This is a genomic window from Emticicia sp. 21SJ11W-3, from assembly GCF_024138715.1.
Classification (GTDB): Bacteria; Bacteroidota; Bacteroidia; order Cytophagales; family Spirosomataceae; genus Emticicia; species Emticicia fluvialis.
On the sequence record NZ_CP092074.1, the window covers coordinates 2,015,427 to 2,031,069 of the forward strand.

A 15,643-nucleotide genomic window follows, 5' to 3' on the forward strand; every position below is an offset into this window, starting at 1 on the left:
AGGACGAACAAGCTAAGTAGATGAACATAGAAACACTCAGGCTCGCAAGAGATAAAGCATGGCAGTTGCAAATTACTGATATTCAGGCGTATGTTCTGAAAAATCCGGATAAACTGAAAACTGACTTTTTGCATCTGGTAGCCGACCAATGGGTAGCCAGGCAAAAAGCAAAATTTAAACTGCCGGGTTGGTATGCCAATCCGGATATCATTTACCCTGCATCCCTTTCAGTAGAGCAGTCTTCGTCTGAGGCTACTGCAGAATACAAGGCCCGACTTTTTTTTAATGCCGGATACCCGAATTTAATTGACCTGACAGGCGGAATGGGAGTAGACAGCGCAGCGTTTGCCAGAAGTCATCAGTCTGTCATTTACGTTGAAAGAAACAAAAGCCTTACCGAAATAGCAGCCAGCAATTTTAAAACGTTGGGGCTTAATAACATACAAGTGGTTAATGCAGATGCGGTTCAGTTTTTGTCTGCTGCAAATCTGGCTGCCGATACGCACTTTTATATAGACCCAGCCAGAAGAGACGCTTCAAAAAACAAAGTTTTTAAAATTGAAGATTGTGAGCCTGATATATTACAGATAAAGCATAAATTATCCAGCTTTTTAATAAAGTATTCACCCATGCTGGATATAAAGCTGGCCATGTCTCAGCTGGAAGCGGTGGCGGAGGTGCACATTGTAGCAGTGGACAATGAAGTAAAAGAGCTACTATTTTTGTGCCATAAATCCGACGGCCATGCTAAAATTACGGCTGCCAATTTAATAAATAACCACTGGCAAACCTTTAGCTTTAACTATGAGGCAGAGCAAATGGCTGAGGTGCAGTTTAGTTTGCCTTTGGGCTACATTTATGAACCCAACGCTGCCTTGCTTAAAGCCGGGGCCTTTAAAAGCATAGCTCAAAAGTACGGGCTGAACAAACTCTCTGTCAACAGCCATCTGTATACAACTGATAAGCTTATAAAAGATTTTCCGGGAAGAGTTTTTGCCTGCCAGTCGGTTTGCCGATTCGATAAAAGTGAGGTGCTGGCACATCTGAATAACAACCAGGCAAATGTAAGTACAAGAAATTTTCCAATAAAGGCAGAAGAAGTAAAAAAGAAGCTTGGCTTAAAAGACGGTGGCGACACTTATTTGTTTGCAACTGAAAATTTTAAGCACCAAAAAATAATATTGATTTGCCAGAAACCCACTGAACCATGGCAAACCTAAGAGCAAGGTTAAGCATAAGCACGCTGAATTTTAACAAAAGTTAATAAATGCAATCTCTAACTACTTTAGGCCTTAAATTACCTACTGACCCACGTTGGGTTGATATTGCAGAAATGAACCTGGCGGATATTCTCATAGACCATGCTTTTTGCGAGCAAAAGGCGGCTTCTTCTTGTATATCGCTCATTGTCAGATATCCGGAAAAAGAAAAACTGGTTGAAACACTTACACCTGTAGTTGCAGAAGAATGGGGGCATTTTCAAAGAGTACTAAAAGAAATGCGCAAAAGAGGCATAAAACTGTCTCATAAAAGGAAAGATGAATATGTAGAGAAACTTCAGGCCTGTATCACTAAAACTTCTGACAACGGCATCAGGCTAATGGAGCAGCTACTAATATGCGCTTTAATTGAAGCGCGCAGTGCAGAACGTTTCAAGCTGCTTTCAGAAAACATTGCTGACGAAAGCCTCAGGAAGTTTTATCATGAACTGATGATATCTGAAGCAGGGCATTACAGAAACTTTATAGAACTGGCCGAGGAATACATGCCAAAAGAGCAGGTCAGAGAAAGGTGGGTAAGGTTTCTTGAGCAGGAAGCCGAAATCATGAAAACGCTTGAAGTAAGAAAAGACCGTTTTCATTAATGCCACCTGATAACCAATTGTTTAAAGTACATTTGTGCTGCAAATGATGAGCAGCGACTGGTTATTTCAAAATTCTGAATTCTGCCGAAATCTCCTTTGCATTAAAGCAACAAGTTTTTTAATTTTTACAATTCATTAAATACCATACATTTCATCTTTTGCATTTTTTTCTATTTTTGCAAATACCACCTAAACAAACCTATCATGACTGAACTGGCGGAGAAGATAAGACTTAACCTAAGAAAAGATAACAAAGGATGGAAGCGATGGGGGCCCTACCTGTCGGAAAGACAATGGGGAACAGTGCGAGAAGATTACAGTGTTTATGGCAGTACTTGGGACTATGTTTCTCATGACATGGCTCGCTCGTGGGCCTATCGTTGGGGCGAAGATGGCATCGGTGGTATATCAGATAACAAGCAGTTTATGTGTATCGCCTTTTCGTTCTGGAATCATCAGGATAAAATTGTAAAAGAAAGATTATATGGGCTTGCTGGTTCAGAGGGGAATCACGGAGAGGATGTTAAAGAACTCTATTACTACCTGGACAGCACCCCCACGCACTCATATATGAAGATGCTCTACAAGTATCCTCATAATGAGTTTCCATACAAACGCATTATTGAAGAAAACCAGCGCAGATCCAGAAAAGACCCTGAGTTTGAGATTTTAGAAACCGGTATTTTTGACAACGACGAGTACTTTGATATTTTTATTGAATACGCCAAAGCTGATGAAACCGATGTGCTGGTTAAATTAACAGCCCATAATCGTGGGGCAAAGGCGGCCAGGTTAACTATTCTGCCAACTATCTGGTTCAGAAATACATGGTCGTGGGGCTACGAGAATTTTAAGCAAAAGCCGATGCTTACCGGAATTGCCAATTCTCAGATAGAGGCCAATCACCACATGGTAGGTAAATACAAATTGTATCTGGACGAAGCCGACGAGCTGCTTTTCTGCGAAAACGAAACCAATATGGAACGTGTTTTCGGAAAGCCCAACAATACCATGTACGTAAAAGACGGAATCAGCAATTATGTCATTACCGGAAAAGATAAGTATGTTAATCCGAACAAGATAGGTTCTAAGGCAGCCGCCAGATATACCCGTACCATAGAAGGTGGCGACTCATTTACGGTCAGGCTAAGGTTCAGCCAGAACAAGCTGAATAAACCGTTTCAGGATTTTGATGATATTTTTGAGTCAAGAATCCAGGATGCAGAAGATTTTTATGCTGAGGTACAGAAAAACGTTAATTCAGAAGAACTGCGCCGAATCCAGCGGCAGGCATTTGCCGGTATGATGTGGAACAAGCAGTTTTATTACTATAATATAAACGAGTGGACCAACGGCGACCCTAAAATGCCGTTTGAGTTTAAAGGCAGGGCGTACCAGCGTAATCATACCTGGAAACACGCCTATATGGCAAATATATTGTCAATGCCTGATAAATGGGAGTATCCGTGGTTTGCAGCCTGGGACCTGGCCTTTCATACCCTTACACTAGCCCGAATTGACCCCGACTTTGCCAAACGGCAGCTGGCAGTTATCCTGCGCGAATACTACATGCACCCTAACGGGCAGCTACCTGCCTATGAATGGAACTTCTCTGACGTAAACCCTCCGGTACACGCCTGGGCAACCTGGAAAGTTTATGAAATTGACAAAAAAAATAATGGAAAAGGCGATATTTTGTTTCTTGAGAAAGTCTTTCACAAACTGTTAATGAACTTTACGTGGTGGGTAAACCAGAAAGACGAAGAGGGTAATAATATTTTTGGTGGTGGTTTTCTTGGGCTGGATAACATTGGTGTATTTGACCGCAACACCCAGATACCCGGCGTAAGGCTGGAGCAGGCCGATGCCACAGGCTGGATGGCCATGTATACCCTGAATATGCTTCGAATTGCCTGTGAAATTGCCCTTGAACGGCCCGTTTATCAGGATATGGCCTCTAAATTTTTTGAGCATTTTCTGCACATCGCCGGGGCCATTAACAGACCCATAAAAGGTAATGACCTGGGGCTGTGGGATGAAAGCGACCAGTTTTATTATGATAAACTGCATGCCCCGAATGGCGAAACGATATTTATGAAAATCCGCTCTTACGTAGGGCTAATTCCATTGTGTGCAGTAGAAGTTTTAGATGAAGATATGCTCGACAAGCTGCCAGACTTTAAACGCAGGGTAGAGTGGGTTTTAAATAACAGGCCAGACCTGGCTTCATTAATTTCGAGATGGCATGAACCGGGCAAGGGGGCAACCCATTTGCTTGCCTTGTTGCGCGGGCACCGGATGAAAATGGTAGTAAAACGGATGTTCGACGAAGCCGAGTTTCTGTCTGACTACGGCTTAAGGTCATTATCCAAATCGCATCACGAAAATCCATATAAATTTAATATGCATGGCGAGATTCTGAGTGTGCAGTACACACCGGCAGAATCTGATTTGAGTATTATGGGCGGAAATTCTAACTGGCGTGGACCTATCTGGTTTCCAATCAATTTCCTGATTATTGATTCAATGCTTAAATTTTATGAGTATTACGGAGATGATTTTGAGATTGAGTACCCAACCAATTCGGGCAATATTATGTCAATCAAAGAAGCTACCATGATGGTAGCCCAAAGGCTAATTAATATTTTTATGGCCGGAAAAGATAACAAGCGCCCGGCCATGAATGGACATAGCAAATTTGACGACGATGTTCATTTTAAAGATTTATATCTGTTCTACGAATATTTTAACGGCGATACCGGAGCTGGTCTGGGAGCTGCCCACCAATGTGGCTGGACAGGCCTGGTGGCAGATTTAATTGCTGCCGTAAGCGACAAAGAAGCTGCTAAAATCCAGTAAACGCTTATTTGACTGATATTTGAATTTTGTTCAGCCTCATTCCGTTAAAACGGGTGAGGCTGTTTTTTTAGACGTTACAAAAGATTTTAATTTAAAAAACGTTTCAAATATTAGTTCCGGGCCAATATTATTAAAATAAGCAATTTGTATATTTGCCGGCTAACTCAACAAACAAAACCTGCAATGAAAAAAGTCTTAAAAGCACTGGGTATAAAATCAGTAAATGAAGGCGTAAGCACCGGAGTTGCGTCGTGGGCCGGAGCCGGAAAGGTTCTCAGCTCGTTTTCGCCGGTTGAAGGCGCCCTTATAGGTAAGGTTCGTCAGGCAACACATGCCGATTATGAAAAAGTAATGATAAAGGCAGGAGAAGCCTTCAGTATCTGGCGGAATGTGCCGGCTCCGAAAAGAGGAGAAATAGTGAGGCAGATGGGAGATGCCCTGCGTGCAAATAAAGATAATCTGGGCAGGCTGGTAAGCTATGAAATGGGCAAAAGTTTGCAGGAAGGCTGGGGAGAAGTGCAGGAAATGATAGATATCTGTGATTTTGCAGTCGGGTTATCCAGACAATTGTATGGGCTAAGTATGCATTCAGAACGCCTGCAACACCGCATGTATGAGCAATGGCATCCGCTTGGGGTGGTTGGTATTATATCAGCCTTTAATTTTCCGGTGGCTGTCTGGTCATGGAATGCCATGCTGGCATGGGTTTGCGGCGACGTATGTGTATGGAAACCCTCTGAAAAAACACCGCTTTCGGCCATTGCCTGTCAGAATATAATTTGTGATGTATTGAAGAAAAATGATATTCCTGAGGGTGTTTCATGCCTCATTATAGGTGATAGAAAAGTAGGAGAGTGGCTGGCCACCGATACCCGGATTCCGTTGGTCTCTGCCACAGGGTCTACCCTGATGGGCAAGGCAGTGGGTAGCGCAGTGGCCAATCGACTGGGCAGGAGTTTGTTAGAACTAGGCGGCAATAATGCTATAATTGTAACTGAAAATGCCGATTTGAAACTGGTTATTCCGGCTGTTGTTTTCGGCGCTGTTGGTACAGCAGGCCAAAGATGCACCACCACCAGACGACTGATTTTGCACGAAAGTGTTTACGAAGAAGTAAAAAATAGTCTGGTGAAGGCCTATTCACAACTTCGGATAGGTGATCCGCTCGACATCAATAATCACGTCGGCCCTTTGATTGACACAGCTGCGGTAAAAAACTATTTGTCTGCCATAGAAACCGCACTGGAAGAGGGTGGCAAATTACTTACCGGCAGCGGAATTTTAACAGGAGCAGGCTATGAGTCGGGCTGTTATGTAAAGCCAGTTATTATTGAAGTTGAAGAGCAATCGCCTATGGTATGCCACGAAACTTTTGCTCCTATTTTATATGTAATCAAATACAGAACCATTGAACAGGCAATTGAGATTCAGAACGCCGTTCCTCAGGGTCTTTCTTCAGCCATTTTTACATTAAATGTGAGAGAGGCTGAGCGCTTTTTATCTGCCAATGGGTCAGACTGCGGAATCGCCAACGTAAATATTGGTACTTCGGGTGCCGAGATTGGTGGGGCTTTTGGTGGCGAAAAAGAAACAGGAGGTGGCCGGGAGAGTGGCTCTGATGCCTGGAAAAACTACATGCGCAGGCAGACAAACACTATTAATTATGGTACTCATTTGCCCTTGGCACAGGGTATAAAGTTTGATATTTAAAACGACCGTAAAATAAAATATTTGCCAAAATTGGTACCGTTTAATAATTTTAATTGTACAATTACCGCGTTTTGTTGACTTATTTATTGTTTCGGGAGTAGTTATTTTTGCCAGAAAACGCGTTTTCTGGCATTTTTTCGTCGGTTGAAAATAGTCGTTATACCCTTTTTTTCTTCCAATTATCGAAAAACCATTTATAGCTTTTTATTAATGTAAAAATTTGTGTCAACCAGTTTGCAATAAACTACCGAGACACAAATATCATTAATTTTTAAAGCAATGAAAAGAAGCCTTAGTTTCCTGACCATCGTTATCGCTGTGTTACTGAGTTCCTGTATGCCTCAGTTCGGAGAGGATACCCCAACTCCCACCACACCTGCCGATAACTCAACAGCCGCCATTGATAAACTCAATATCCCTGCCGGTTTTGAATTTAATACCACAGCAGATGTTAAGTTTGAGATTGGTACTTTTGATAACAACGACGGCCCAATCAGAGGAATAGTTGTTTCAGTTTACAGCTCTCCTGAAAACGAGCTTCTTTTCAAAGGTATTACAGGTACCAATGGGTTACTGACCATGACCCAGAAAATACCAACTTATGTAAAAAAGGTTTCATTGCAATTGAGTTTCATCGGTCTGCCTTCTGAAATTGTTACTGACGTTAAGAATAATACGGTTAATGTTACGTTTGGTGGTAAAAACCCTAAAACTTACGGCAGCATTGACCAAACCAACCAGGAGCCTTTTGTTGGCGCCAGAGTAAGTGCTCAGGATTACCCGCCTTTTGATTACCTGGGTACCTGGAACAACGCAGGTGTACCTAACTACCTTGACCCTCAAAAAGATATTGTAACTTCTGAGTTTCTTAAAACTGTTAATCAGACCCTGCCTGAAAGTAAATCTTATGCAGCCAAACACCCAGAAAACCTGGTTGGTAGCAACAGAAACTACTTGTATGTAAAAGAACTGGCAGATGTCTGGATTACTTTTGTACACGAAGGTGCAAGTTACCTGAACGCACTGGGTTATTATACTTTTGACCCGAACAACCCGCCTACAAAAATTAAAGATATCAGCAAGATTAATATCATTTTCCCGAATGTTTCTTATGCCGGAAGTGGCGGTGGACTTGCTTTGGGCGACAGGGTAAAAATCGGTAGATTCCCAGGCGGTACTGCCATTGGTTTTGTGCTATTGGCCAATGCTTTTGACGCCAACACTAAAACTGTAGGTAAAGGTTTGAATGCAATTTATGGCCATGATGATTTTAACGTTGAGTCTGACCCACTAAAAAGACGTCACTTTATTGTCTTGAACGACCCAGCCACCAATCGTTTCATTCTTTCTTTTGAAGACAGAAACCGTGAACAAAACAGTGATGAAGACTTCAACGATGCTATTTTCTATGCGATGTCGAATCCCGTTAAAGCATTTGATGCCAATGGTATTCCGCTTGTTGATAACGTTTCAGATAAAGACGGAGACGGCGTAAATGATTATGACGATGAGTATCCTGAGGATGCAACCAAAGCAATTAACAATTATACGCCAACTAAGAATACTTTCAGTACGCTGGCTTATGAAGACTTATGGCCATACAAGGGCGACTATGACATGAACGACCTTGTGGTTAACTATCAATTCAAAGAGGTGTTAAATGGCAGGAACCAGGTAGTTGAGATGGACCTTAAAGCTTATGTAAAAGCCATAGGGGCAACATTTGCCTGCGGCTGGGGATTCCAGATGCCTATTGCACCATCTGATGTTAAGTCTGTAACGGGTCATTCGCTTAAAGATGGTGTAGTGTCTCTTGCCGCAAATGGCCTTGAAGCCGGCCAGTCTTTAGCAACCGTAATAGCATTTGATAATTCATTTAAACAAATGAAGTCTGCCAGTGGTTTTGCAAATACGCTTCCCGGAAGCGCCTACATTGAGCCTACTGATACACTAAGAATGCATATAGCTTTTAATGCGCCGGTTGAAAAAAGTATACTTGGCTCGGCACCTTATAATGCCTTTATTTTCAAAACATCGGAAAGAGGAAAAGAAATTCACCTGATTAATCAGGCGCCTACAAGCAAGGCAAATCCGGCATTGCTGGGTACGGGCCATGACAAATCGTCGACAAGTGAAGGCAAATATTATAAAACTGCCAATGGTATGCCTTGGGCGTTGAATATCTACTCTGAATTCAGATATCCATTCGAAACCAAGCCTATTACAGATGCCTACAATTTCTTCTCAACATGGTCAGAAAGCGCAGGCGCTAATTATCCTGACTGGTATCTGAAAAAGGCCGGTTATACAAATGAAGACAAGATTTATAAACCGAATAGATAATTGACGATCAGATAATAATAAATGGGGCTGTTGATTTTCAGCCCCATTTTTTTTATTTTTTTGTATCAATTAAATCGGCAGGTCTTACCTGATTACTCAATAACCATCTGAACACTTCCCAACGTTTAGCCGGGTTATCGGCCGTGCCGCCTTTAGATTCAATATAGGTTTTAATAATATCTTGCCCGTAGTTATAGTTAATTACGTAACTTCTATACTTATTAATAAAGGCTACATCCTTTTTAGACAAGTTGTCTTCTCTTAATCCGTATGTTTTCAGCCATTTGGTTTGCTCTGCCGAGTTAAAAGTACCGTCAACAATACCACGTGCTACTTCATTACGTGCATAGGCCAACCGCGATTTCAGCGCCAGTGCCTCCATATACAAATCGGTATTTTCAGTTTTAAGGCCAGCCAGCGGTAATAGTACTTCTTTCAGAAACTTATTTTTTTCACTACCCGGAAAAGCCACCTCTATACCATAATTGGCGCTGCCTTCAGCAATTAATGATTGCGGGCTAAACAACGGATACAAAGCAATTTCTACCTGATGTTTATCTTTATACAAGCTCTTTTCAAGCAGCATATTATATACGTGGTGCCCCGGATACCCCTCATGGCAGGCAAGGTCTATGGCGCGTTCAATAAAAATAGGCATATCTATACTTATCTGAATTTTGCTCTGGTAATTACCCTGATACCAGTTATAGCCAGACCACGGTTTTCCGGTTACGTATTCAATCGTGAAATTCTCATTGGCAGGTAGCTCATAATGCGCCAGGGTGCGTTTGCGTGCCTCGGCAATGGCAGTTTTAAACACAGTATCTACTTTTACTTTCGGAATAACAAACTGGCTGGCAAGTTTTTCAAAGCGGCTCGTAACACTGCCAGACCCCGGTAAAAGACTGTCTAGCCTGGCCAATAACTGCTGGTAATGGCTTTCAGGATAAGTGGGCGCAACCACCCCAAACAAATCTTTCGATTCCTGATCAAAGCTCTGGTATTTTCCCGAGTAAATGTTAATTCTTCTTCCAAATGCTATCAGCTGGCTGTTCATCCATTTGGCCCGTTTGGCCAGGGTGTCATTTGTTACCGTTGAATTGAACTCAATTAATTGCCCGATAAGACCATTTACCTGACGCAAAAGGCTGTCTTTTGGAAATGCAGTTTTAGGTAACCCGGTAGGTTTAAGCGAATCTGGTCCGTAATAGGCGTCAACAAAGTCGGCATCGTATTGTCCGATTGTAAGGCCGAGCCTTATGTACTTTTCGGCAAGTAGATTTAGTCTTTGAGCCGAATTATCAGTATCAGGATGGTCTTTGCAGGCTATTGTGCAAATAATTAAGAAATGCAGGAATAATTTTTTCATGAAATAAAAGATTTTTCAAGCGATTACAGGTGTAGTTAAACTATCAGTAAATGGGTGCAAAGAAATGAAAAAATAAATAATTAGTATAGTTATTCATAATGGCCGCAAGCATATTACTATAAAAAGTAATATTTTGAGAATATACAGGCCATATTTAAGAACCAAATTTGCAAAAAACGAAATATTTCTTTATCTTTGCGTTAGAATTGTGAAAAAGGAGGAGCGAAGCCCTCCTTTTTTCGTTGGTTACAAGTAAGAACTATTTTGGCTGAAGAAGGGCGAAGAATTGAATAAATGAGCACAGATTATAAACAGAAAATAGAGGAGCTTCTGCAACCGTTACTAGAAAACGATAAGTTTTTTGTGGTGGATATCAAGGTTTCTATGTCCAGAATCAATAGTAAAGTGACAGTTTTGCTAGATTCTGATGAGGGAATTATGATTGACCAATGCAGCGAAATAAGCCGTAAACTGGGCAAAGACTTGGACGAAATTATGCCAGATAAATATACCCTTGAGGTGTCGTCGCCGGGCATTGATTTCCCCTTAAAAAGTGAAAGGATGTACCTTAAAAACGTAGGCCGCACATTAAAAGTTGTACTAAATGACGGAAAAGAAATGAAAGGTAAACTGGAGGGTCTTGCTAACCGGGAGATTACCATCATTGAAGATAAAAAGCGTACAGGCAAAGCTAAAAATGAACCTGTAGAACCAGTAATTATTTCATTAGATAATATCAAAGAAGCACAAGTAGTTATTTCCTTTAAATAAAAATAAAAAATTAAGAAATTTGATTTAATGAGTTTTGATGAATGAAGCGAATCATTCACTAAATCAACAAAATCGCTAACTCATGAACAGAATATGCACAGCGGAGAGTTAATTGCATCGTTTTCAGAATTTGCCCGTGAAAAAAACATTGACCGTCCAACCATGATTAAAGTTCTGGAGGATGTGTTCCGGACAATGATTCGTAAAAAATTCGGTACTGACCATAATTTTGATGTTATCATCAATGCCGACAGCGGCGACCTTGAAATGTGGCGGACACGTGAAATTGTGGATGACAACTCTGAAGATATCTGGGATCCTGACAAAATTATGTTGTCTGAAGCCCGCAAGATTCAGCCCGACTTTGAAATTGGTGAAGAAGTAGCTGATGAAGTAAAACTGGAAGATTTCGGGCGACGTGTAGTACAAACTGCACGCCAGACGTTAATCCAGAAAATTAAGGACCTTGAGAAAGAAATGCTTTATGCCAAATATAAAGATTTGGTTGGTGAGCTGATAATAGTTGAAGTTTATCAGATTCTTGGCAAAGAACTGGTTTGTTTAGATGCTGAAAGTAATGAACTGGTATTGCCGAAATCAGAGCAGATTCCGAAAGACCGCCCAAGAAAAGGAACCAGTATTAAGGCAGTTGTTCATAAAGTAGAAATGAATAACGGAACGCCCCGCATTACTTTGTCGCGCACGTCGCCGGTTTTCCTTGAGCGTTTATTCGAGCAGGAGATTCCTGAAATTCTTGATGGCCTTATATCAGTACGCAAAATTGTTCGCGAGCCGGGTGAAAGAGCCAAAGTGGCTGTGGAGTCTTATGACGACCGCATTGACCCCGTAGGTGCCTGTGTAGGTATGAAGGGTTCTCGTATTCACACAATTGTACGTGAACTCGAAAATGAGAATATTGATGTTATACAATGGACTGACAATCTGAATCTTTTGATTTCAAGAGCGCTTAGCCCGGCAAAAATCAGCAGTATTCAGGTAGATAATGAAAAGAAAAGAGTTGCTGTTTATCTGAAACCAGACCAGGTTTCTTTAGCCATCGGTAAAGGTGGTATGAATATCAAACTGGCAGGTAAACTTGTGAATATGGAGCTTGATGTATTCCGTGACCTTGAAGGAGAAGAAGAGGAAGAAGACGTTGACCTGTCTGAGTTCTCTGACGAGATTGAGGAGTGGATTCTTGATGAGTTCCGTAAGATTGGTCTCGACACAGCGAAATCAGTTCTGGCGCTTTCAAAAGAGGATATCGCTCGTCGTACCGAACTTGAAGAAGAAACAATTGCCGAAGTATTTGAAATTTTGAGTAGAGAATTTGAATAAGACTAAGGAACAGCAGACCATTAAATGGTGTTATCTGATTGGTATAGGTCTTTAAAATTCTTTCTTAGATAAATCCGGCAACTCAAAATAACTCAACAGATTTTAAATTTAATTTATGATAGAACAAAAAGAAATGCGAATAAGCCTTGCGGCCAAAAAACTTAACGTTGGTATTGCCACCATCGTAGAGAAACTGGCTAATAAGGGGCATCGTATTGATAACAATCCTAACGCCAAACTTAACTTTGAGCAATTGAATATCTTGTCGAAAGAATTCAGTAATTCTTCTTTGCTTGAAGAAAGTGTGGCTGCAAAACCTGTGGAGGATTCTAAACCTGCATCAGGCAATACGGATATTCTTTATTTTAGAGACCAACCAAAAGGTGACGAGAAAAAAGCAGATAATACCCCTGAACCTGCTCCTGTTAAAGAGGTGGAAACGATTCGTGCAGAACAAAAACTGCAGGGGCCGGTTATTTTAGGGAAAATTGATCTGGACAGAAAACCATCTGCACCAGTAACACCAGAACCTCAAAAGACTGAACCTGCCGCGGAAGAAAAACCCAAAGCAGAGGTAGTGCCTGTTGCAGAGACTAAAGAGGTTGCCGAAAAGCCTGCTGCTGCACCACCAAAAGTAGAGGATAAACCCGTGCAGGCGCCGGAAGCGAAGGAAGAATCGCCGAAGGCTGTTGAACTGCCAAAAGCCGAGGCCAGACCAGCCGAAGTAGCTAAAGAACCAACTCCTGCACCGCAAGATGTGCAGAACAAAGATAATCAGCCCAAAAGAGAATATCCTCAAGGCCGTAATAACCCTCAGGATAGAGATAACACTCATGGGCGTCCTAATCAGGACAGACCCGGTCAAGAACGACCCGGTCAGGACAGACCTGCTCAGGACCGTTCAGGTCAGGACAGACCAGGAAACTGGAACCAAAACAGACCCGGTCAGGAACGACCCGGTCAGGACAGACCCGGTCAGGATCGACCCGGTCAGGATCGACAAGGCCAGGGGAACAGAGACCAGAATCGTGGGCCAAGGCCTCAGCAGTCTGGTCAGGGCGGTTACCAACAAAACAGGCCTGCCGCTGAACAAAGACCGCAACAAGGCCAGCCGCTTAACAAGAAGCCTGCTGCTGCTCCAGCACCTAAGGAAGAGGAGGTTGAGCCAGAGTTAATTCAGGCAAGAGGAGAAAAACTTCAGGGGCTGAAAGTTTTAGGCAAAATTGAATTACCTGTTGAGAAAAAATCTACCCCGGGTTCGGCTGAAGACCGCGATGCCAAACGCAAACGTAAACGTAAACGCGTGAAGAGGGCAGAAAAAGTTGATAGTGCAGATTCTGCTGCCAGACCTAAAGTGCCGGGTGCACCGGTTGCTGCTGGCGCTGCTGCTGCTGCCAAAAAAGGTACTGACCCTAAGAAGAAAAAAGAACGCAGGGAAGAGGTGTCTCAAACCGAGGTAAAAGAGCAAATCAAGCAAACGATGGCTCGGATGCAAACCAAAGGCCCTGACTTTGGAGCAAAATACCGTAAGGATAAGCGGAAGATGCGTGCTGAACAGGAAGAGCAACGTATTGCACAAGAGCAAGAAGACAGCAACATCCTGAAAGTAACTGAATTTATATCGGCTTCAGAGCTGGCTTCTATGATGGATGTGTCTATTACAGAGGTTATTTCTGCAGCCATGAAAATGGGTATGTTTGTATCCATTAATCAACGTCTGGATGCAGAGGCAATTCAAATGCTTGCTTTGGATTTTGACTTCGACGTTCAGTTTATTTCAGCCGAAGAAGAGGTGCAGTCTGACGTAATTGATAAAGACGCGAACCTGCAAGATATAGACCCTCGGGCACCGATTGTTACCATTATGGGTCACGTTGACCACGGTAAAACTTCGTTACTTGATTATATCCGTCGTGCACGTGTGGCAGCCGGCGAAGCCGGGGGTATTACCCAGCACATTGGTGCCTATTCAGTAGAAATGAAAGACGGCCCGAATAAAGGCAAGAAGATTACGTTTCTTGATACGCCGGGTCACGAGGCCTTTACGGCCATGCGTGCCCGTGGTGCCAAAGTTACCGACGTTGTAATTGTGGTAGTTGCCGCTGACGACAGCGTGATGCCACAAACACGTGAGGCTATTAACCACGCACAAAATGCAGGTGTACCTATTGTTTTTGCTATCAATAAAATTGACAAACCTGGTGCAAACCCTGCTAAAATCAGAGAAGACCTTGCCAAAGAGAATATTCTGGTTGAAAGCTGGGGTGGTAAGTATCAGGAGCAGGAAGTATCTGCCAAACAAGGAACAGGTATCAGCGACCTGCTAGATAAGGTATTGCTTGAAGCCGAGTTGCTTGAACTGAAAGCGAATCAGGAAAGATCAGCTATTGGTACAGTAATTGAGGCTTCGCTGGATAAAGGACGTGGTTATGTGGCCACCATACTTGTGCAGAACGGTAAACTTAAAGTGGGCGACATTATTCTGGCAGGCCAATATTTTGGCCGTGTAAGAGCAATGGTTGACGACCTGGGTGTTAAAATAAAAGAGGCCGGGCCATCAACTCCTGTGCAGATTTTAGGCTTACCTGGTGCGCCACAAGCCGGTGATAAGTTTAATGTGATGGAGTCTGAACGCGAGGCGCGCGAAATTGCCAACAAGCGTGAGCAGATTATCCGTGAGCAAAGTTTAAGAGCAAGAAAACACATTACGCTTGAAGAGATTGGTCGTCGTAAGGCAATCGGTGCTTTCCATCAGTTGAACGTAATTGTAAAAGGTGACGTGGATGGTTCAGTAGAAGCCTTGTCAGACTCACTTTTGAAACTATCAACAGAAGAGGTACAGGTTAGTATTATCCATAAAGGGGTAGGGCAGATTTCTGAATCAGATGTAAACCTTGCTTCTACTGCTGACGCCATTATCATTGGTTTCCAGGTGCGTCCGTCAAATAATGCCAGAAAAATAGCTGATCAGGAAGAAATAGAAATCAGACTATATTCTATCATTTATGATGCCATCAACGAAATTAAAGATGCAATGGAGGGCTTGCTTGCACCTAAGGAAGAAGAAACCATTGTTGGTTCGGTTGAGGTAAGAGAAATCTTCAAGATTAGCAAAGTTGGTACTATTGCCGGTTGTTATGTTACAGATGGTAGCATTAAACGGAACAACAAAGTACGGGTTATCCGCGAGGGTATTGTTATTCACGAAGGTGAAATATCTCAGTTGAAACGTTTCAAAGATGATGTAAACGAAGTGAAAACCAATTTTGAGTGTGGTTTGAGCGTGAAAGGCTTCAATGATATTGAAGTAGGAGACACCATCGAGAGTTTCGAAATTAAAGAGGTAAAACGTACACTTTAAAAGTTTAAGTGTAAACCAAAATAAAACG

The 15,643-nt window shown here is 42.3% G+C and carries 9 protein-coding genes; 8 read left to right on the plus strand and 1 reads right to left on the minus strand.

Going from position 1 to position 15,643, the window contains the following annotated elements; translation table 11 throughout:
- Window positions 1-20: 20 nt before the first annotated feature.
- The 5 genes from MB380_RS08520 to MB380_RS08540 all read left to right on the plus strand — a co-directional run bounded on the left by MB380_RS08520 (window position 21) and on the right by MB380_RS08540 (window position 8,776).
- Window positions 21-1,220, plus strand: a complete 1,200-nt coding sequence (locus MB380_RS08520) for a class I SAM-dependent methyltransferase (protein WP_253534568.1) — start codon at window positions 21-23, stop codon at window positions 1,218-1,220.
- 47 nt (window positions 1,221-1,267) lie between these two features.
- Window positions 1,268-1,864, plus strand: coding sequence for a tRNA-(ms[2]io[6]A)-hydroxylase (locus MB380_RS08525; protein WP_101728541.1), 597 nt, complete (start codon window positions 1,268-1,270; stop codon window positions 1,862-1,864).
- Window positions 1,865-2,068: 204 nt separating this feature from the next.
- Window positions 2,069-4,723, plus strand: coding sequence for an MGH1-like glycoside hydrolase domain-containing protein (locus MB380_RS08530; protein WP_253534570.1), 2,655 nt, complete (start codon window positions 2,069-2,071; stop codon window positions 4,721-4,723).
- Between the two features lie 183 nt (window positions 4,724-4,906).
- Entirely contained in the window at window positions 4,907-6,433 is a 1,527-nt protein-coding gene (locus MB380_RS08535; protein WP_253534572.1) for an aldehyde dehydrogenase family protein, read from the plus strand.
- Between the two features lie 279 nt (window positions 6,434-6,712).
- Window positions 6,713-8,776 carry an LruC domain-containing protein gene (locus MB380_RS08540; protein WP_253534574.1) on the plus strand — a complete coding sequence of 688 codons (2,064 nt, stop codon included), beginning with the start codon at window positions 6,713-6,715 and terminating at the stop codon, window positions 8,774-8,776.
- 52 nt (window positions 8,777-8,828) lie between these two features.
- On the opposite strand, the gene MB380_RS08545 is transcribed toward MB380_RS08540, so the two are convergent.
- Window positions 8,829-10,145, minus strand: coding sequence for a hypothetical protein (locus MB380_RS08545; protein ID WP_253534576.1), 1,317 nt, complete (start codon window positions 10,143-10,145; stop codon window positions 8,829-8,831).
- A gap of 294 nt (window positions 10,146-10,439) precedes the next feature.
- On the opposite strand from MB380_RS08545, the gene rimP reads away from it, so the two are divergent.
- From rimP to infB, 3 genes are all read left to right on the plus strand, one after another.
- A complete protein-coding gene (gene rimP / locus MB380_RS08550) occupies window positions 10,440-10,916 on the plus strand; it encodes a ribosome maturation factor RimP (protein WP_101728545.1) in 477 nt (158 codons plus the stop codon).
- Between the two features lie 93 nt (window positions 10,917-11,009).
- On the plus strand, window positions 11,010-12,254 hold the full coding sequence (nusA, locus tag MB380_RS08555) for a transcription termination factor NusA (protein WP_101728546.1): 1,245 nt from the start codon (window positions 11,010-11,012) through the stop codon (window positions 12,252-12,254).
- A gap of 115 nt (window positions 12,255-12,369) precedes the next feature.
- A complete protein-coding gene (gene infB, locus MB380_RS08560; RefSeq protein ID WP_253534578.1) occupies window positions 12,370-15,615 on the plus strand; it encodes a translation initiation factor IF-2 in 3,246 nt (1,081 codons plus the stop codon).
- Window positions 15,616-15,643 lie beyond the last annotated feature (28 nt).

Excerpts from the sequence above, each read along its gene's own strand:
- MB380_RS08520 (WP_253534568.1), top strand. The coding sequence starts at position 21 with ATGAACATAGAAACACTCAGGCTCGCAAGAGATAAAGCATGGCAGTTG.
- MB380_RS08525 (WP_101728541.1), top strand. The coding sequence starts at position 1,268 with ATGCAATCTCTAACTACTTTAGGCCTTAAATTACCTACTGACCCACGT.
- MB380_RS08530 (WP_253534570.1), top strand. The coding sequence starts at position 2,069 with ATGACTGAACTGGCGGAGAAGATAAGACTTAACCTAAGAAAAGATAAC.
- MB380_RS08535 (WP_253534572.1), top strand. The coding sequence starts at position 4,907 with ATGAAAAAAGTCTTAAAAGCACTGGGTATAAAATCAGTAAATGAAGGC.
- MB380_RS08540 (WP_253534574.1), top strand. The coding sequence starts at position 6,713 with ATGAAAAGAAGCCTTAGTTTCCTGACCATCGTTATCGCTGTGTTACTG.
- MB380_RS08545 (WP_253534576.1), bottom strand. The coding sequence starts at position 10,145 with ATGAAAAAATTATTCCTGCATTTCTTAATTATTTGCACAATAGCCTGC.
- rimP (WP_101728545.1), top strand. The coding sequence starts at position 10,440 with ATGAGCACAGATTATAAACAGAAAATAGAGGAGCTTCTGCAACCGTTA.
- nusA (WP_101728546.1), top strand. The coding sequence starts at position 11,010 with ATGCACAGCGGAGAGTTAATTGCATCGTTTTCAGAATTTGCCCGTGAA.
- infB (WP_253534578.1), top strand. The coding sequence starts at position 12,370 with ATGATAGAACAAAAAGAAATGCGAATAAGCCTTGCGGCCAAAAAACTT.